This window comes from Sporomusa sphaeroides DSM 2875, assembly GCF_001941975.2.
Taxonomy (GTDB): Bacteria; Bacillota; Negativicutes; order Sporomusales; family Sporomusaceae; genus Sporomusa; species Sporomusa sphaeroides.
The window spans coordinates 2,041,271-2,060,967 of the sequence record NZ_CP146991.1; the positions used below are offsets into that span (position 1 = coordinate 2,041,271).

Sequence of the window (19,697 nt, forward strand, 5' to 3'; positions counted from 1 at the left end):
ATCATTTCAAATATAAGGGAATCTTCTGTGAAAGGGGGATTGTATTCACAAGGTTTAATTTTTAGATTCTGAAAGGAGGAATTATTTTTGAATTCAGTTAATTTATTAGTAGTTTCGATTTGTGTTTATGTGCTGGCGTACCGGTATTACTCAGCATTCATCGCGGCAAAAGTCCTGGCGTTAAATGATGCCAATATAACTCCGGCCTACCGTTGTAATGACGGACGAGAGTTCGTACCAACCAATAAATGGGTATTGTTCGGTCACCACTTTGCAGCTATTGCAGGTGCTGGCCCGCTTGTTGGTCCGGTATTGGCTGCCCAATATGGGTGGGGCCCTGGCTTTATGTGGATTTTACTAGGTTCAGTTTTTGCCGGTGCTGTTCATGATTTTATTATCCTGTTCGCGTCGGTGCGTCACAATGGTCAATCGCTGGCAGTTGTTGCCCGGCGTGAGGTTGGTCCGTTGACCGGTGTAACCACTTCGCTCGCAATTCTCTTTATCATTATTGTTGCTCTTGCCGGCTTGGCTATTGTTGTTGTCAATGCCCTGTTTAAAAATCCTTGGGGCGTATACACGCTGTTTATGACCATCCCGATTGCTATTGTCATTGGTCTCTATATGTTCAAAATCTCCCCGGGTGCTATCCGGTCGGGTTCCATTGTTGGCTTCCTCCTGGTAATGGCTGCCGTATTTACCGGCCATTGGCTAAGCCCTGGTCAGCCCTGGGCAGGAATTGCCGGTATCTTTGACTTAACTAAGCAGCAATTATCAGTAGCCTTACCGCTGTATGGCTTCTTTGCCGCAGTTTTGCCGGTATGGCTGTTATTGGCTCCCCGTGACTATTTAAGTTCGTATATGAAGATTGGTACTGTATTGGCATTGGCATTAGGCATTCTCATTGTTCAGCCAACGGTTAACATGCCGATGACCACTCAGTTTATTCACGGTGGCGGACCCATTATTCCCGGACCCTGGTGGCCGTATGTGTTCATTACTATTGCCTGCGGCGCCATTTCCGGATTCCATTCGCTTATCAGTTCAGGTACAACTCCTAAGATGATTGAACTTGAGTCTCAGGCCCGCCTGATTGCCTACGGCGGCATGCTGACCGAAGGTTTTGTGGCGGTAATGGCTCTTATTTCGGCAGTTGTGCTGATGCCTGGTGATTATTTTGCGATTAACAGCCCGGCGGCTGTATTTGCCAAATTAGGTATTCCTACTGTTGAAATCCAAGAATTATCCCGTTTGGTGCAAATGGATGTCGCTCACCGTCCTGGCGGTGCTGTATCGCTGGCCGTTGGTATGGCTCACATCTTTTCCAGTATCGGTGGTATGCAGCATCTCATGAGCTATTGGTATCAGTTTGCCATCATGTTTGAAGCGCTGTTCATTCTTACCACAATTGACGCCGGTACCCGTGTAGCCCGCTACATCCTTCAGGATATTCTCGGCACATATATATATGCTCCGCTCAAACAAACCAACTGGTGGCCTGGCATTCTCTTTACCAGTGCTATCGTAACCTACTGCTGGGGCTACCTGCTCTATAGTGGTGACGTAGCCACCATTTGGCCGCTGTTCGGTGTTGCCAATCAGCTTTTGGCAGTAATTGCCCTGGCTCTTGGCACTACCATTATCCTGAAAATTGCTCCTAAGAAATCCTATGCATGGATTACCTTTGCACCGCTTGCTTTTCTGACCGTTACTGTTATCACTGCCGGTGTAATGAACGTACAAATGTTTTTCAAACGCGGCGATACCTTAGGTAACACTAATGGTACAATGAGCATTATCCTGATTATCCTGGTAATTATTACCTTGATTGATTCTATCAGACTGTGGCGCCAGCTGTTAAAAACAGATAAGCCGATTGGTATGAACACGGAGATTTCGATAATGTCTTGTCCGGTTGATACCACAAAGCCTAATATTCCAAGCTAATAGTTAATTGTTGCCTGATAACCGCCACCAATTTGGCTTTGCCGAATTGGTGGCGGTTTTGCTTTTTATTTGAAACGCCAGAGTAAAGGGGGTATAATAAATAAGGTGAATATACAAAAGACAGCTTTAAGGCCATTACCTGCCTGCGCCTGCCATATTTTTGGCTGTGGAATATATAATAGGAGGCTTTTATGAAAATATATTTGGCTGAGCACCGGGGCTTTTGTTATGGAGTAAAGCGAGCTGTCAACATGGCTGTGAGTGCTGTTGCGTCAAATTGTCCGGTACATACCTTAGGACCCATTATTCATAATCCGCAAATGGTTAGTCACCTGCAAACGCAAGGCATTGGTGCGGTTGACAATCTGGAGGATATTCCTGCAGGCAAGGTCATTATCCGGTCACATGGCGTGGGGCCGGAAATCTACCGGCAGGCTGAGGCCAAGCAGTTAGACGTGGTTGATGCCACCTGCCCGCATGTAAAGAAGGCTCAACAGGCAGCCTATGAGCTTAGGCAGTCCGGTTATCAGGTGGTCATTGTCGGCGAGCACCAGCATCCTGAGGTAAGAAGCATTGTGGCCTGGTCAAATGAGGAAGCCCAAGTGGTAGAAACCATTGCTGCAGCCAAGTCGTTGCCGTTTTATCCGCGGCTGGGAGTGGTGGCTCAGACTACCTTTGCTGCCAATGATTTTGAAGCCATTCTGTCAATTTTAAAAACCAAATGTGAGGATTTGAAGATTGAGCGCACTATTTGTACGGCAACTGACCTCAGACAGCAGGCAGCGCTCGACCTGGCGAAAAAAGTAGATATTATGATCGTAGTCGGCGGCAAAAATAGTGCCAATACCACCCGCCTGGCAAGTGTCTGCCAGGAGGCCGGCTGCAAAACGCGGCACATTGAGTCAGCCGGTGAGCTAAAGCCTGAGTGGTTTGTAAATGTACAGAATGCCGGTATTACAGCCGGTGCGTCAACCCCTGAGTGGGTAATTGAGGAGGTATATGCTAAGATGGAAGAAATGAATATTGGCAATGTTGCTAAACTTGAGGCCGGCAGTGTTATCAAAGGCACTGTTGTGGGAATACGCCATGATGAGGTATTTGTTGATATCGGTTATAAGGCGGAAGGAGTCATACCGCTGTCAGAACTTGCTTATCCGGCCCCGCAGACAGCTGCTGACGCTGTAAGTCAGGGGCAAATTATTGATGTGCTGGTTATTGAGGCTGATGGTGCTGACGGTCAAGTTAAGCTATCTAAAGCGCAGGCTGATAAAATTACCGCCTGGGATAAGCTCGAGCAGGCCCTTGCAGCCAAACAGGCGGTTGAAGCCAGGGTCACCGAAGTGGTTAAAGGCGGTGTGGTTGCCGCCGTATTCGGTGTACGCGCTTTTATTCCGGCATCACAGCTGGATATCAGATATGTGGAGGATTTGAATACTTTTATCGGACAAACTCTTCCGGCAGTTCCTATTGAAATTGACAGGGAAAAACAGAAAGCTGTATTATCCCGCAAACAATTGCTGCTGGCAGAAAAGGAAGCCAAGGAGAACGAACTGTTTGCTAAACTGGCGGTGGGACAGACCATTACCGGCAAAGTAAGTCGTTTGGCTAACTTTGGCGCATTTGTCGATATCGGTGGCATCGACGGACTGGTTCATATTTCCGACTTATCCTGGCAGCGGGTTAGAACGCCCCAGGAAGTGGTCAGTGTTGGCGATGATGTTAAAGTGGTTGTACTTAAGGTTGATATGGAGGCCAAAAAGCTGTCACTTAGTCTGAAAGATGTTGAAAGAGATCCCTGGTATGCTGCTGTCGATAAACTAATTGTTGGTTCGGTAGTCACTGGAAAGGTTACCAAAATTGTAAAGTTCGGTGTTTTTGTAGAAATTGAAGCAGGTGTTGAAGGCTTGGTGCATATTTCGGAAGTAGCGGAAAGGCGTATTGTTAATGCCGAAGAAGCAGTAAGCATCGGGCAGCAGGTAGCGGTTAAAATACTAAGTGTTGATAAAGAAACCAAGCGAATTGCCCTGAGTATGGTGCAAGCTCAGCAGGATAAAGAGCGGGCAGAATTCAATGATTACCTGACTAAACAGGCTCCTGCATCGGGTGTTACGCTTGGTGATAAATTTGGTCATTTGTTTAAACGGGAGGACTAAAGCGAAGTATGAAACGGCAGTCACGCAAACTGGAACATATAAAGTACTCGATGCTGCTGGACGATGGTCCGGCGGCTGCCGGATTTGCCGATTTTCATTTAGTGCATAATTGTCTGCCGGATTTGGCCTGGCGGGATATTGACATCAGTACAACTGTGGCCGGTATCCCTCTGGCACAACCAGTTATTATTAATGCGATAACAGGCGGTGCCGATGATGTTACCCTCCTTAATCGCGATTTGGCGGAATTTGCCAAACAAACAGGCATACCTATGGCGGTTGGCTCTCAATATGCAGCCGTTGAGAATCCGGCTGTGGCCGAGTCTTATAAAATTGTCCGGCAGGTCAACCCGGAGGGGATTGTATTTGCCAATCTTGGGGCCCATGCCACGCCTGAGGCTGCCCGCTATGCCGTTGAAATGATTGATGCCCAGGCTATTCAGATTCATCTTAACTCCGGCCAGGAAATTATCATGAGTGAGGGAGACCGCGACTTCAGCGGTTATCTGTCACGCATTGCAGCCATCGTGGCGCAAGTGGATGTTCCGGTTATTGTCAAGGAAGTGGGGTGCGGCATTGCGCGCGAACAAGCGGCAGCGCTTGCGGGTGTCGGAGTTAAAGCTATTGATGTCGGTGGGACCGGCGGAACTAACTTCCTGGCAATTGAAGCTGCCCGCAGTAAACTGCCTTTGGATGACGACATGATGAGTTGGGGTATCCCCACCGCTATCAGTGCCATGGAAGTGCTGTCAATAACAAATTCCAGTGCAGATGTTATCCTGTCAGGCGGAGTACGAACACCGCTTGATGTTGTTAAGGCGCTTACTATCGGCGGCGCAGCGGCGGGTATAGCCGGCCCGATACTTAAAGTGCTGCAGTGCCAAGGGCTGGAGGGAGCTATTCACTGGTATGAGAGCTTTACCACAGCTGTAAAACGATTCATGCTGCTGGCGGGTACACGCACCGTTAAGGAACTGCAGTCTTGTCCTCTTGTGATTACCGGCTTCAGCCGGGAATGGCTGGAAGTCAGAGGCATTGATATAACACAGTTTGCACGACGGAAAAAAATACGCTAGCGGGGCTGTCGCACAGCGAGAGAGCCTGTCAAAACAAAGAAGTTAGCGAAAGATTAAATGATATTATCAACGAAAAGGCAGAGTCCGCTTTCTCATGATTATGATTGAAAGCGGACTTATTTTATTAAACAAATCCATTGCAATGAAAACATTTACTTTTGGAAGGGAAGAGGGTATTGTGAAGGCGAAAACGGCTCTTATCGCCGGTTCAACCGGCTTAGTGGGAAGTGAATTGCTGCAAATCCTGCTAGCGGAGAAACAATATGCAACAGTCTATGCCATTGTCAGAAGACCTCTGGCGGTGAAACACCCAAAGCTAATAGAAATAGTCTGTGATTTTGACCGGCTTGAAGCGGTAAAAGAATATTTTGCGGTAGATGATGTTTTTTGCTGTTTAGGGACAACAATCAAGAAAGCCAAAACGAAGGAAGCCATGTATAGAGTGGATGTAGAGTATCCTGTTACCTTGGCTAATATGGCAAAAGAACAGGGGGTCTGTCATTTTCTGATTGTAAGCGCGGTAAATGCCAATGTTGAATCATTTATCTGGTATCAAAAATTGAAAGGACACCTTGAGGAGCAAATAAAAAGCATTCCTTTGACTGCAGTCTCGATTCTTCGTCCGTCACTGCTGATCGGGATGCGCCAAGAATTTAGATTTTTCGAAACCATAGCAATTAAGGTCGTCCGCGGGCTTTCCCTTTTACTTAAGAGGTCATGGCCTAAGCTGGCAATAGAGGCAAGAGTGGTGGCTCAGGCTATGTATCAGCTTGCTCAGAGAGATAAACCAGGGGTCACCACTTACTCGCCGGATCAAATGGAGGATATTGTCAGGATGGCGGCAGCGGGTCCAGGTATTGCCGGGCGGCGGTTATAATCCCAACAACGGCTTCCGCTGCGACGCGCCTGGATGGCGCTAGTGCCGATTGCGCCACGGATGGCATAGCAATTCGGCCCGTCTAAGGCTCGGCGCAAGCCGTGTTTTTTTTATGTGAAATGGGCTGGAAATAAAACCTATTTTGACACACCCCCCTTTGTATTAATCAGACAGTAACAGTGCAAACTAGATGTAATAAATCAACATCACAAAGGTATGAGGTGAGACAACATGATGAATATGCCGCTGGGAATGATTCTACTTTTAGTCGTCAGTGTCTTGGTTTATTTCGGACTAGCGCAGCGAATCCTGGATCGTATGCGAATGACGGATAAACAGGCATTGCTTTTCATTGCCGGAATCGTTATTGGCAGCTTTATTGACATTCCCGTTATGCGTTCCCCGATGGAAATCACCATTAACGTGGGTGGCGCTTTATTGCCAATTTTACTTTGTATTTACTTAATTGTTAAAGCTGATGAAACGGCTGAAAGAGTGCGGGCGGTTGTTGCGGCGGTACTGGTAGCCGCAGCGGTATCCTTAGGCTCACGCTATCTGCCGTATGAACCGGAAAACATGTTTATGGACCCCAAACTTATCTATGGACTAGCCGCAGGCTTAATTGCCTATATTGCCGGCCGTTCACGTCGCAGTGCCTTTATCGGCGGGGTATTGGGAATAGTTTTAAGCGATATTGTCCATGCAGTAACCATCTCTGGTCTGGGCATTCCCGGAACTACGGCGATTGGTGGGGCGGGAGCCTTTGATGCGACCATTATTGCCGGTATCATCGCGGTTATGATTGCCGAACTGGTAGGCGAGACCCGGGAAAAATTGCAGGGCGGGCCTGTACTGGGACCCAATCGTCCTGAAGGTCTCTATGAGTTTAGTAAGGAACTGCATCCGAAGGAAAAACAAAAAGATACCCCGCAAATGCCAGCAAATGACAAGGCCTCAAACAACGGGGGTGAACGCCGTGAAGAGTAGACTGGGTGCAGTCCTTATTATCGGGCTGCTGCTTGCGATACTTAGTCCCAACGGCTTTGCCCATGAACGTAATGACGGCAGTTACGCGACTATTGTCGATGAAGCCGGCAATAACGTGTATATGACAGGCCGGCTGCTGCAACCGGGAGATCAGGTTCTTACTGAAAACAATCGCAAGTATGAAGTTGTCCGAGTTGAGGGCGATACTGCTTATGCCAAATTAATTGAGGAAGTTGATCTATCCCTGTATTATAAGGAACCAGAGCAAGGGATTCTGGCTCAATTTAAGGGTTTTTTGGAACCAGCCACTGCCAGAGCCGAGGGCAGCGGTAAAGTGGCCATTTATCATACTCATTCTGACGAGTCTTATGTGCCCACCGATGGCAAAGAGAGTATTCTTGGTGCCGGCGGTATCTATAAAGTCGGTGCCAGATTCGCCAAAGAACTCGAAAGCAAAGGTATGAATGTGGCTTTTTCAGAAGCCAAGCATGATCCGCATGACGATATGGCGTATGAACGTTCGCGCCGGACAGCGGTTAATCTGATTAAAAAAGAACAGCCTGATGCTATCTTTGATATTCACCGTGATGCTGTGCCACCGCAGGTGTATGGTGGTAAAATTGACGGACAGGATATCAGTAAAGTGCAACTGGTTGTTGGCAAATATGGCCCTACAGGCAAGCAAATTGAAGATTATGCCCTGCAGATTAAAGCCGCCTCAGATAAAAAGCATCCTGGTTTGGTGAAAGGTATCTTTTTTGCCAAAGGCGGCGATTATAATCAGGACTTGCATCCGCGTTCCATGCTGCTGGAAGTCGGAGCCCATACGAATGACCGCGAATCGGCTGAAAAAGGCATTGCCCTGTTTGCCGACGTTATACCAACAATACTCGGTAAATCCAGCGCTCCTACCGGCCCCAATGCCGCCGGAGCCACCAATGCGGATGGCAATGCCGGCCTGGGTTCTGCTGCCGGCGGGGCATCGGGTGCCACCAAGTCGATAGGGTGGATTTTAGGACTGCTCATCGTTGGGGGCGCAGCTTTTTTATTACTGAGTACCGGCGGCCTCAAAGAGGCCGGTGCTAAACTCAAAAATTTTGCATCAACAGAGTTTGCTAATTTTCTTGCTCCCAAGTCCCGAAAACGCAGGAAAGACAATGAGCCTTCCGAGCAAGCTGACAGGAAAGACGACAAATAGTACTAAGCAGGCAGGCCTGGTCCTGCCTTTTCTAATTTAATTTTTGCCGTTTATCAGCGGTTTTGCAGGAAAATATAGCTACTGAAGGAATACTAAAGAAAGGGGGGAATACTTTGACATATAGCGGCATTATATCTAACGTAAAATCTGACAGTATCGGCGCTGAAATAGGCCTTATGCCCGGAGACCGATTGCTTGAAGTCAACGGCGAGGTTGTTCAGGATATCATTGATCTCAGTTTTGCGCTGGCTGAAGAAGAAATTGAACTGCTTATAGAACGCAGCTCCGGCGAACAGGAACTAATAACTCTGGAAAAAGAATATGATGAAGATTTGGGGTTGGAGTTTGAAAGCGCAGTATTTGATAAAGTGCGACAGTGCGCTAACAAATGTATTTTTTGCTTTGTTGACCAAATGCCGCCAGGTATGCGTGAAAGCCTGTATATTAAAGATGACGACTATCGCCTTTCTTTTTTATATGGCAATTTTGTTACCCTGACCAATCTGGGAGTAAAAGATATCAGCCGGATTGCCAGACTGCATCTTTCGCCACTTTATGTTTCCGTACATACTACTAATGGTGAACTTAGAGAGCGGATGTTAGGTGGCAGGCAGGCCGGCAAGATAATGGACCAGCTTAATGAACTGGCAGACAAAGGTATTGACTTTCATACACAGGTTGTGCTTTGCCCCGGGGTTAATGATGGCAGGGAGTTAGATAGAACCATCCGGGATTTATACGCTCTTAAGCCGTCGGTTTTATCGCTGTCGATCGTTCCCGTAGGTCTTACCCGTTATCGTGACCATTGTCATCCGTTAACCAAGTTTTCCGCTGCCGCTGCCGAAGAGGTAACAGAACTTGTCCATGAGTGGCAAAAAAAATGCCGTGAAGAGCTTGAGGAATCTTTCGTGTATCTGGCTGATGAATTTTATCTGGCTGCAGGTAAAGAATTTCCCAGTTATGAATCGTATGACGGCTTTCGGCAGCTGGAAAACGGGGTCGGCCTTGTCCGCAGCTTTCTGGCTGAATGGGAGGAAGAACCGGTCATGGCTGCCGGCTATACTGAGCCACAGGTTATCGATGTTATCTGCGGCATTTCCGCTGAAAAAATTCTCGTAACTCTTTTGGCTGAACTGGCTGTTCCCAATTTAACAGTTAGGGTTATTGCAGTGGAAAACAGATTTTTTGGCAGTGATGTTACCGTCACCGGACTGCTGACCGGCGGTGATATTATCGAGGCATTGAAAAGGCTTCCGGGTTCCCGGACCGGTATTATTATACCAGGAGTTGCTCTCAGAAAAGGGGAGCAGGTTTTTCTTGATGACACCACACCTGCAGATATTGCCGCCGAACTGGGGGCACCTGTACGCAGTGCCTATTTTGCCCAGGACTTAAAACAATTGCTTGCTGCGTGGCGATAGTGTGCAGGCAAGAACAGCTATAGTACGGTAACTATGCAATTATGCGGTTAATTTAAGTAAATACAGGCAATGGTAAAGGAAAAACTACTACAGATCTAGAACGGATTCATCACATCAAGGAAACGATTTTAAAAAGATACAAGGTGGTATTAGATGAGTAAACCAATTGTCGCAATTGTTGGCCGGCCTAATGTCGGCAAATCAACTTTATTCAATTATATTGGCAAGAGCCGTCTATCTATTGTTGAAGACATACCCGGTGTTACCCGTGACCGTATTTACATGGATGCCGAATGGCTGGGCCGCAATTTTACTATGATTGATACCGGCGGTATCGAATTTGAGACCACAGACAAGATGCTTAATGCCATACGTAATCAGGCTAAACTGGCTATCGAGGAAGCCGATGTTATCATGTTCATTGTGGACGGCAAAGCCGGATTAACTTCCTCTGATAACGAAGTGGCCGTGATTTTGCGCAACACCAGAAAGCCTGTGCTCTTGGTGGTAAACAAAGTAGACAATATGAAAAATGAAGCCGATATTTACGAGTTCTATAATCTGGGACTAGGTGATCCTATTGCCATTTCCGCCGCTAATGCCCTTAACATTGGTGACATGCTTGACAGATTAATTGAAAATATGCCACAAGAGCATATTGAACCCGAAGATATTGACCAAATCAAAGTGGCGGTAATCGGCCGCCCCAATGTTGGCAAATCTTCGCTGGTTAACTCCATTATTGGTGAAGAACGGGTTATCGTCAGTGACATTCCCGGCACTACCCGTGATGCCATTGATACCCATTTTACTAAAGACGGTCAGTCCTATGTGCTGATTGATACGGCTGGCATGCGGCGTAAGGCCAAGATTGATATGCCGGTTGAACGGTATAGTGTTATCCGCTCCCTGCGGGCAGTTGACCGCTGTGATGTAGTGCTCATGGTTATTAATGCCGAAGAAGGCGTGACAGAACAAGATAAAAAGATTGCCGGTTATGCCCACGAAGCCGGTAAAGCCAGCATTATTGTCGTTAATAAATGGGATCTTATTGAAAAAGACGGCAAGACCTCGCTGAAATTTACCGAGACCATTCGCGAAGAATTGGGTTTCATGCAATATTCGCCGGTACTGTTTACATCAGCGCTCACCAAACAGCGTGTTCATCGGGTAACTGAGCTGGTAAAATATGTAGCAGACCAGCATTCCATGAGGGTAGCAACCAGTGTGCTTAATCAAGTTATTGAAGATGCTACTGCGATCAACCCACCACCTTCCGATAAAGGCCGGCGGCTTAAAATCTATTTTACCACCCAGCCGGACGTAAAACCGCCCACCTTTGTTTTCTTTGTTAATGATCCGGAAATTATGCATTTTTCCTATTTGCGCTTTTTAGAAAACAAATTGAGAGAAGCGTTTGGTTTTGAAGGAACTCCACTCAAATTAGTGGTTCGTGGCCGCAAAGACAAAGAGGAGTAAACTCATTGAAGGAGTGGGAGAATGGAGTATGTGCTGGTTATTGCTGCCAGCTACCTAATTGGTTCAATTCCGAATGGACTGATTATTGGTCGGAATTTCTATAATATTGATTTACGGCAGTTTGGTAGTAAAAATATTGGGGCCACTAATGCGTATCGGACATTAGGTCCCTGGCCGGCCTTCTGGGTCTTTCTTACAGATGCGCTCAAAGGTGTGGCAGGGGTCCTGATAGGTCAGTATTTGGGCGGAACGGCGCTAGCTGAATTGGCTGGTGGTATTGGCGCTATCACCGGCCATAACTGGTCGGTATTTTTGAATTTTAAAGGCGGGCGTGGTGTGGCTACCGGCCTTGGTGTTATCGCCATGATTGCGCCTAAGGTAACACTCGTTGTTTTTGCCGTCTGGGCGGCTATTGTTTATTTGACTCGCTATGTTTCGCTGGCATCCATTGTCGCGGCAGCTTTGGTTCCTATCAGCATGTGGCTATTGAATGTCAGGCAAGAATTTTTTTATTTCGGGATATTGGCCGCTTTATTTGTTATTATCCGGCACCGTCCGAACATTGAGCGCCTTCTAAAAGGGGAAGAACCAAAAATTAGAGCAGGCGGTAAAACAGCCTCCGGTCCCACAAAGGAGAAGTGACAGTAATATAATGCATATCGCAGTAATTGGCGCCGGCAGCTGGGGGACAGCGTTAGCCGGCGTGTTGGGTCAAAAACATCAATCCGTTGTTCTATGGGCAAGGTCGCCTAAGCTAGCAGAAAGCATCCGTTCCACCCGGGAAAACCACAGTTATTTACCTGGCTGCAAATTACCGGCAACAGTTTGCGTTACCGATAACCTCGCCGTGGCCGCAGGCGATACCCGGCTAATCGTACTGGTTACGCCCTCTCATGCCATACGGCAAACAGCAGCAGCCTTGGCCCCTTATGTCAGTGCTGACACCCTTATTGTCAGTGCTGCCAAAGGGCTGGAACTGACCACCGTGAAAAGGATGTCCGAAATCATTGCCGATGAATTGCCGCTGGCGGCTGAGAATATTGCCGTATTATCAGGTCCTAATCATGCTGAGGAGGTGGCTTCCGGTCATCCCACGGCCACTGTTGCCGCAGCCAGGTCGCGCAAGGTAGCTGAGTTTGTGCAAGATACCTTTATGCTGCCTTTTTTTCGCGTATATACCAATCCTGATATAGTCGGGGTAGAGCTTGCCGGCGCGCTCAAAAATATCATTGCCCTTGGCGCTGGCATTGCCGAAGGACTGGGGTTTGGTGATAATGCTAAATCCGCACTGATGACACGCGGGTTGGCCGAAATCACCCGCCTTGGTATGGCGATGGGAGCAAATCCCCTGACCTTTGCCGGACTCGCCGGTATCGGGGACCTTATTGCCACCTGCACCAGTGTACACAGCCGCAATCGGCGGGCTGGCCTGATGCTGGCGGCAGGCAAGACCATTGATGAAATACAGGCGGAAACCTCCATGGTTGTGGAAGGTATCAGGGCAACTAAAGCAGCCTTTCAATTGGCAGCTAAATATAAAGTGGAAATGCCGATAACAGAACAAATGTATGAGGTCCTGTATCAAAATAAATCCTCGAAACATGCAGTTCTCGAACTCATGACCCGCGGCCGGACACATGAGGTAGAAGAAGTTGTGCTTAACAATTTACATTGGCAGTAAATAAACTTGGCATAAAAAAGTATGGTGGCTAATAAAGTAAGGTAAGTTACTTTTTAGTTACCATACTTTTTTATATTTTGTAATATTTGAGGTGGCCTGTCATATATTTATAATGACAATTACCGTAATCAGGGAGGGAGACGCCAGATGGAAAAATTCGACCTGTTTAGAGATATCGCCGAACGCACTGGTGGAGATATTTATATTGGTGTAGTCGGTCCGGTTCGCACGGGTAAATCAACCTTTATTAAACGTTTTATGGAAACCATGGTATTACCTAATATCAGTAATCCCCATGATAAAGAACGTGCCAAAGACGAACTGCCGCAAAGTGCCGGCGGCAAAACTATTATGACGACAGAGCCTAAGTTCATCCCTAATGAAGCCGTCGAAATCAATGTAAAAGACAATGTTAATGTGCGGGTTCGGGTTGTCGATTGTGTTGGTTATACCGTAGACGGTGCGCTGGGTTATGAAGAGGAAGAAGGCCCCCGCATGGTGCTTACACCCTGGTTCGAAAACGAAATTCCGTTCCAGGAAGCAGCCGAAGTTGGCACTCGTAAGGTTATTGCCGAACATTCAACAATTGGTTTGGTCATTACCACAGACGGTACTGTCACCGACTTACCCCGGGATAAATATCTTCCGGCCGAAGAACGTGTCATTGCCGAACTTAAAGAATTGCAAAAACCATTCCTGGTCATTTTAAATACCGGCAAACCAAATTCCAAAGATACTCGTGAACTTGTGGCTAAACTGGAAGGCAGTTATGATGTGCCTGTTATTCCGGTTGATTGTGCCCAATTATCGCATGACGATATTTATGGAATTTTGCAGGAAGTATTATATGAATTCCCGGTCAAAGAAGTCAATATAACATTGCCTAAGTGGGTAGAAGAGCTGGAGAAAGATCACTGGCTGAGACAAAAATTTGAGGGTGCGGTGAATGACGTCGTTCAATACATTCGCCGTTTGCGTGATATTGATCGGGCCATTGACGATTTGTCCGGTTATGACTTTGTCGCCGATGTCATTCTTCATGACATGGACCTTGGCAGTGGTATAGCCGTTATCGAAATGACCGCCCGCCCGGATCTTTTCTATAGTGTACTTGAAGAGCTCACCGGCTTTACTATTAGCGGTGAACATCATTTGTTGCGCCTGATGAAAGATCTGTCAATAGCTAAGCGGCAGTATGACAAAATTGCCTCTGCGCTTGAAGATGTTGAACAAACTGGTTATGGCATTGTACCGCCACAACTTGATGAAATGATTTTAGAAGAACCTGAAATTATCCGGACAGGCAACCGGTTTGGCGTAAAACTAAAGGCTTCGGCTCCATCCTTACATATCATCCGTACTGATGTGCAAGCGGAAATTTCTCCGATTATCGGCACTGAAAAACAAAGCGAAGAGCTCATTCAATACCTCATGCGTGAATTTGAAGGCGAACCGGAAAGAATTTGGCGTACCAACTTATTTGGTAAATCTTTAAATGAACTGGTTCGTGAAGGCATTCAAAATAAATTGACAGCTATGCCGGAAAATGCGCAGTTAAAACTAAAAGATACACTGCAAAAAATCGTTAATGATGGCAGCGGCGGATTAATATGTATCATTTTTTAACAAAAACAGTATTTTCAGAAGAATTTTTTAGTCAGTCTGTAAAGGACTGACTAGAATTTTTTTGTATTTTGGCTTGTAAACCTGGCAGAATTGATGATATAATGTCTACCAGATACAGATATCCATCCGTAGTAGCAGTACCGAGGAGGAGAACCATGGTTACAGGACAAAAAGCTGTTTTTTATTTAGTTCGGGAGGAAATCTTACCCGAAGCCATCAAAAAGACGATTAAGGTAAAAGAGTTATTAAAACGCGGTGAAGCAAGAACAATTAACGAAGCAGTGGAAAAAATGGAACTAAGCCGTAGCGCCTATTACAAATATAAGGACTATGTATTTCCGTTTTATGAAGCCAGTAAAGAAAAGATTGTTACACTTGCTCTGTTGCTTGAACACAAATCAGGCGTATTGTCACGGGTTCTAAACACGATAGCCAACGAACATGGCAGTGTTTTGACAATTAATCAGGGGATCCCTCTGCAAGGGGTCGCCAATGCGACTATATCCATTGAAACTGCCGAATTAGCTATTGACTTGGAAGCAATGCTTGACAAATTAAGAATGGTTGATGGTGTGAAAAGACTGGAAGTTCTAGGTCAGGCTTAGGAGGAAAAATAATGAAAGCAATCCAGATTGCTTTGTTGGGAATGGGGACTGTTGGTACCGGTGTGGTTAAAATATTGGCCAATAACGCCCGCAGTATTCAACAAAAAGTGGGAGCACCTGTTGTTATCAAGAAAATACTGGTAAAAAATCCAGACAAGGTTAGAAATATAACAACAGAGGCGCAACTGGTAACAAGTATTGACGAAATACTACATGATTCTGATATAAAAATCGTGGTTGAAGTTATGGGCGGCGAGCTGCCGGCCAAAGATTATATGTTAGCCGCGCTCAAGGCCGGCAAGCATGTTGTTACCGCAAATAAAGATGTGGTGGCCAAATACGGCCGCGAATTGTTTGACACTGCGGCAGAAACTCATACCGATTTTCTATTCGAAGCTAGTGTCGGCGGGGGTATCCCGATAATCAGACCGTTGAAACAATGTCTGGCGGCTAATCAAATCAGTGAGATTATGGGCATTGTGAATGGCACGACCAACTATATGCTCAGCAAAATGACCAACGAACAAATGGATTATAGTGATGTATTAGCCGAAGCTCAGGCCAAAGGGTATGCCGAGGCCGATCCGTCAGCTGATGTCGGTGGTTATGATGCGGCCCGAAAAATTGCCATATTGGCTTCCATCGGTTTTGGTGCCCGGGTTACATTAGAAGATGTCTATATTGAAGGTATAACCAATATTACCATTGAAGATATTGAGTATGCCCGGGAACTTGGCTTTGTCATCAAGCTTCTGGCTGTTGCCAAGCAAGATGACCGGGGGATTAATGTACGTGTACATCCGGCCTTCCTGCCGGTTACTCATCCTTTAGCCGCAGTGAATGATGTATTTAATGCTATTTTTGTCAAAGGTGATGCCGTAGGTGAAACCATGTTTTATGGCCGCGGGGCCGGTGAATTGCCAACTGCCAGTGCGGTGACAGCCGATATCATTGATGTAGCCCGCGATATTCGCCATAATGTCAGCAGCAGGATATTGTGTACTTGTTTTGAACAAAAACCCATCTATCCTGTCAGTAAAACCGAATCACCGTACTATATCCGCCTCTTAGTCGAAGACAAACCGGGTGTGCTGGCGGCTATTGCAGGTGCATTTGGTGCCCAGCAGGTCAGCCTGCATTCCGTCATTCAGAAACGTAAAGTGGAGTGCGCAACAGAGCTTGTGCTTATTACATACCGGGTATCTGACGAAAACATCCGTCTAGCCATGAATACCTTACTGGGCATGTCGATGGTAAGCAAAGTGGGCAATGTAATCAGAGTAGAAGCAGAGCAGATTTCATAGCAGTAAAGGTGGCGATATCATGGCAAATACCGTGAAAATCCGCGTGCCGGGAACAACGGCCAATTGCGGCCCGGGGTTTGATGCGGTTGGTATAGCTTGCACGATATATAACGAGCTTGAACTTACTTTGAGTCCACAAGCAGGTATATCACTTGAGGTAGCGGGCGAAGGTGCAGGTGCTATCCCGGCTGACGGTTCTAATGTTGCCATTAAAGCCGTTCAGATGGTTCTGAATAAAACAGGCCGGCACTATCCGGGAATTGCGCTTAAAATGGTCAACAATATTCCCCTGGCGCGAGGACTTGGCAGCAGTGCGGCCGCTATAGTCGGTGGACTGGTAGCAGCCAATGAACTTACCGGCTGTCAATTATCAAAGCAAGAAATTCTGGATATGGCTACCAGTATTGAAGGCCATCCTGATAATGTAGCTCCGGCTATTTTTGGCGGTATTACTGTCAGCATCATGGATAGCGGCTCTGCCAAATATTTGCGGTTCCTGCCTCCCAAGGATTTTTCAATGGTAGCTGTTATCCCTGAGTTCAACCTGTCTACCAAGGCTGCCCGCAGAGTATTGCCAGAGTCGGTACCCTTTGCGGATGCTGTGTTTAATGTCAGCCGGTCGGCACTGTTAGTCGGAGCATTGTGCACCGGTGAATTTAAACTCCTGCTGCACGCGCTGGAAGACCGGCTGCACCAGCCATATCGTGAGAAGCTTATTCCCGGTATGGCGCAAGTATTAACAGCTGCCCGTCAGGCCGGAGCACTGGGGGCGGCGTTAAGCGGTGCCGGGCCATGTCTGCTGGCCTTTACCGACGGAGACTCCGATGAAGTGGGGCAGGTAATGGTCAAAGCCTTCAATATTCATAAAATCAAAGCAAGATATCAACTGTTAAACATTGACCGGCAAGGTGCTATAATACTATAACATATATACAAAACCTGTTCGCACATATCGCGATCAGGTTTTTGTTTGGGCAACATCGACTGCCGCCTGTCGCCAGAGGCCGGGCGTAGCCGTATTTCTTTATACATATTTGCGGTATTTCATGCCAAAATATAAAGTAGACTTAGCTTCAAGTGGGATTTTAACCCCATCTGAAGGTTAGTCGCCCTTATCCAGGGACTTAGTCGCTCACCTGTGCCCGTAGGGGTATACTCCCGCCTGGAGAGTTGGAGTCTTAGAGCGAGGTAGTCATCGGATAAAGAAAGGCAGCGTTATCTTGTTGCAACGGGAGTCATAAGGTACATCCCGGAAGAATATCTGCAAAATACGGGCATTGCCTGAACTATAACGGAGGTGTCTTCGTGCCTAGAGTAGTTGTTATTGGCGGCGGGTGGGCTGGCTGCAGTGCAGCTGTAGCTGCCAAAAAAGCAGGCGCAGGTGAAGTAATTTTACTTGAACGGGCAGACATGCTTCTGGGAACAGGCCTGGTCGGTGGAATTATGCGTAATAATGGCCGGTTTACGGCTGCGGAAGAATTGTCAGCTATGGGTGACGATATATTTAACACTATCGATAAAGTTGCCCGCCATAGCAATATTGAATTTCCCGGTCACAAGCATGTTACTTTGTATGATGTGGCGCATGTGGAACCCGCTATCAGACAATTATTAGCATGCTATGATATAAAATATAACTTCCTGGCCAGAGTGCGTGACATTACAATGGACGGGCAAAGAATTAAGTCAGTTATCACCGACAAGGACGACGAAGTGTATGGTGATGTATTTGTCGAAGCTACCGGGACCGCCGGCCCCCAATCCCAGTGCAGCAAGTATGGCAACGGCTGCGCAATGTGTATTATTCGTTGTCCAACCTTTGGCCCCAGAATAAGCATTGCCGCCCGTGCCGGCATACAAGAAATGATTGGGCGTAAGGCTGACGGCAGCTTAGGTGCCATGAGCGGTTCCTGCAAACTCCACAAAGACTCACTGAGTGAAGCCATTGTTAAAGAACTTAACACTAAGGGGGTCGTTGTCGTCCCTATACCTGGCCGGCTTAAAAAGCCGGACTTTCTATCGATAAAAGCCTGCCAGCAATATGCCTTAAAGGAATTTGCTGATAACGTCATTCTGCTTGATACCGGTCATGCCAAGCTCATGACGCCTTATTTTCCATTGGACATGCTCCGCCAGATTCCGGGCTTTGAGAACGCCCGTTATGAAGATCCATATTCCGGCGGTGTGGGCAATTCGATGCGTTTTACCGCACTCTCGCCGCGGGACAACACCCTCAAAGTCCAGGGACTTGATAACCTGTTTTGCGGCGGCGAAAAGGCCGGTCTCTTGGTTGGCCATACAGAGGCCATTGCAACAGGTACTCTGGCAGGACATAATGCACTACGTCAGGCACTTGGCGAAAAACTACTGATATTACCCGAAACATTAGCCATTGGTGATGCTATTGCCCATGTCGGCGAACAAATGCAATCAGTAAACGGCTTAAAAGTAAAATACACATTTTCCGGTGCTCAATACTTTGAGCGCATGCAGGAGAAAGGCTTATATACCACCGATATCCAAGCCATTAAACAGCGGGTGGCAAAAGCCGGTCTAAGCGGAGTATTTGCCCGTCCGGTCAAGCGGGCAGCAATATGCCGGTAATATGCATTAAAAGCTAGCGATTACTGTTGTTCGGTCGGTGTGGAATCATCACGCTGGACTTACCAGATAACTAATAAAAGTTTCCATAATAAAACTTATAATTGATAAAACTGTTGACAATTCTCCGGAAATTAGGTACAATAAATTTTGTCAGTCAAACATCGTAGAAAATACAGCATGACTGGTAACAATGTCGGGGCGTAGCTCAGTTTGGTAGAGCGCTACCTTGGGGTGGTAGAGGCCGCACGTTCAAGTCGTGTCGCTCCGACCAGAAAAGTCCAGTAAATCCGCGGGTTTATAGATCCGCGGATTTTTTTATTTATGTAATCTTGTCCCTTGCCGCATTTTAGCGAGGACAAAATTAAACCTTGTAGAAATAGAAAGGACAGACCTTAATTGGTCTGTCCTTTCTATTTCCGGCTTTAATGTTTGCAAAATCCCCTGCATGACATTAGCAGAATGTTCTTCCACTGACTGCAATTCGTGAATATAAGCCCCTAGTGTTAAAATAAAAGAAGGCGGCGGTTGCCACCTATTCAGAATCACGCTTTGAATCTTCTTTTTTGGGATCTTTGGGCAAGTCGCTTTCTTTATTTTTTTTGGACCTGGCTTGTTGCCTACTGCGAAACTGGTCAAGAGTTCTGCCACCCATAGTGTTACCTCCCTTAAAAATGGCGTTTAGGGTGATTCTCCCTATTTATATGATGTGCTATTACCGAGAATTTATACGGAGTGAGATGTG

At 46.8% G+C, this 19,697-nt stretch carries 16 protein-coding genes and 1 tRNA gene; 16 read left to right on the top strand and 1 reads right to left on the bottom strand.

What is annotated here, in order from left to right:
* Positions 1-87: 87 nt before the first annotated feature.
* The 16 genes from SPSPH_RS09375 (at position 88) to SPSPH_RS09450 (ending at position 19,226) form a co-directional block, all read left to right on the top strand.
* Complete coding sequence (locus tag SPSPH_RS09375; protein WP_075755383.1) at positions 88-1,944, top strand: carbon starvation CstA family protein; 1,857 nt, start codon at positions 88-90, stop codon at positions 1,942-1,944.
* 191 nt (positions 1,945-2,135) lie between these two features.
* Entirely contained in the window at positions 2,136-4,097 is a 1,962-nt protein-coding gene (locus tag SPSPH_RS09380) for a bifunctional 4-hydroxy-3-methylbut-2-enyl diphosphate reductase/30S ribosomal protein S1 (protein ID WP_075755385.1), read from the top strand.
* Positions 4,098-4,105: 8 nt separating this feature from the next.
* Positions 4,106-5,173, top strand: coding sequence for a type 2 isopentenyl-diphosphate Delta-isomerase (fni, locus tag SPSPH_RS09385; protein WP_075755387.1), 1,068 nt, complete (start codon positions 4,106-4,108; stop codon positions 5,171-5,173).
* Positions 5,174-5,351: 178 nt separating this feature from the next.
* Positions 5,352-6,050, top strand: a complete 699-nt coding sequence (locus tag SPSPH_RS09390; RefSeq protein ID WP_198930900.1) for an NAD-dependent epimerase/dehydratase family protein — start codon at positions 5,352-5,354, stop codon at positions 6,048-6,050.
* 231 nt (positions 6,051-6,281) lie between these two features.
* A complete protein-coding gene (locus SPSPH_RS09395) occupies positions 6,282-7,037 on the top strand; it encodes a DUF1614 domain-containing protein (RefSeq protein WP_233138758.1) in 756 nt (251 codons plus the stop codon).
* Positions 7,027-8,235, top strand: coding sequence for a stage II sporulation protein P (gene spoIIP, locus SPSPH_RS09400; protein WP_223225973.1), 1,209 nt, complete (start codon positions 7,027-7,029; stop codon positions 8,233-8,235). The genes SPSPH_RS09395 and spoIIP overlap by 11 nt, the downstream gene beginning before the upstream one ends.
* A 113-nt stretch (positions 8,236-8,348) precedes the next feature.
* Positions 8,349-9,656: a DUF512 domain-containing protein gene (locus tag SPSPH_RS09405; protein WP_075755393.1), complete on the top strand. Its 1,308-nt coding sequence runs from the start codon at positions 8,349-8,351 to the stop codon at positions 9,654-9,656.
* A gap of 153 nt (positions 9,657-9,809) precedes the next feature.
* The gene (gene der / locus SPSPH_RS09410) at positions 9,810-11,135 is read left to right on the top strand and encodes a ribosome biogenesis GTPase Der (protein WP_075755395.1); all 1,326 of its coding nucleotides are present in this window, start codon (positions 9,810-9,812) and stop codon (positions 11,133-11,135) included.
* Between the two features lie 21 nt (positions 11,136-11,156).
* Positions 11,157-11,777 carry a glycerol-3-phosphate 1-O-acyltransferase PlsY gene (gene plsY, locus SPSPH_RS09415; RefSeq protein ID WP_075755397.1) on the top strand — a complete coding sequence of 207 codons (621 nt, stop codon included), beginning with the start codon at positions 11,157-11,159 and terminating at the stop codon, positions 11,775-11,777.
* Between the two features lie 10 nt (positions 11,778-11,787).
* Entirely contained in the window at positions 11,788-12,816 is a 1,029-nt protein-coding gene (locus SPSPH_RS09420; protein WP_075755399.1) for an NAD(P)H-dependent glycerol-3-phosphate dehydrogenase, read from the top strand.
* A 147-nt stretch (positions 12,817-12,963) separates the two neighbouring features.
* A complete protein-coding gene (spoIVA, locus tag SPSPH_RS09425) occupies positions 12,964-14,442 on the top strand; it encodes a stage IV sporulation protein A (protein WP_075755401.1) in 1,479 nt (492 codons plus the stop codon).
* A 155-nt stretch (positions 14,443-14,597) separates the two neighbouring features.
* The gene (locus tag SPSPH_RS09430) at positions 14,598-15,047 is read left to right on the top strand and encodes an ACT domain-containing protein (protein WP_075755403.1); all 450 of its coding nucleotides are present in this window, start codon (positions 14,598-14,600) and stop codon (positions 15,045-15,047) included.
* Positions 15,048-15,055: 8 nt separating this feature from the next.
* Positions 15,056-16,351: a homoserine dehydrogenase gene (locus SPSPH_RS09435; protein WP_075755405.1), complete on the top strand. Its 1,296-nt coding sequence runs from the start codon at positions 15,056-15,058 to the stop codon at positions 16,349-16,351.
* Between the two features lie 19 nt (positions 16,352-16,370).
* Positions 16,371-17,276: a homoserine kinase gene (gene thrB, locus SPSPH_RS09440; RefSeq protein ID WP_075755407.1), complete on the top strand. Its 906-nt coding sequence runs from the start codon at positions 16,371-16,373 to the stop codon at positions 17,274-17,276.
* A 380-nt stretch (positions 17,277-17,656) separates the two neighbouring features.
* Positions 17,657-18,955 (top strand): FAD-dependent oxidoreductase, encoded by a 1,299-nt coding sequence (locus SPSPH_RS09445; RefSeq protein ID WP_075755409.1) that lies wholly within the window; start codon positions 17,657-17,659, stop codon positions 18,953-18,955.
* 194 nt (positions 18,956-19,149) lie between these two features.
* Positions 19,150-19,226 (top strand) — tRNA-Pro (locus SPSPH_RS09450).
* Positions 19,227-19,270: 44 nt separating this feature from the next.
* Here the strand turns inward: SPSPH_RS09450 and SPSPH_RS09455 are convergent.
* The gene (locus SPSPH_RS09455; protein WP_075755411.1) at positions 19,271-19,603 is read right to left on the bottom strand and encodes a hypothetical protein; all 333 of its coding nucleotides are present in this window, start codon (positions 19,601-19,603) and stop codon (positions 19,271-19,273) included.
* Positions 19,604-19,697: the final 94 nt, after the last annotated feature.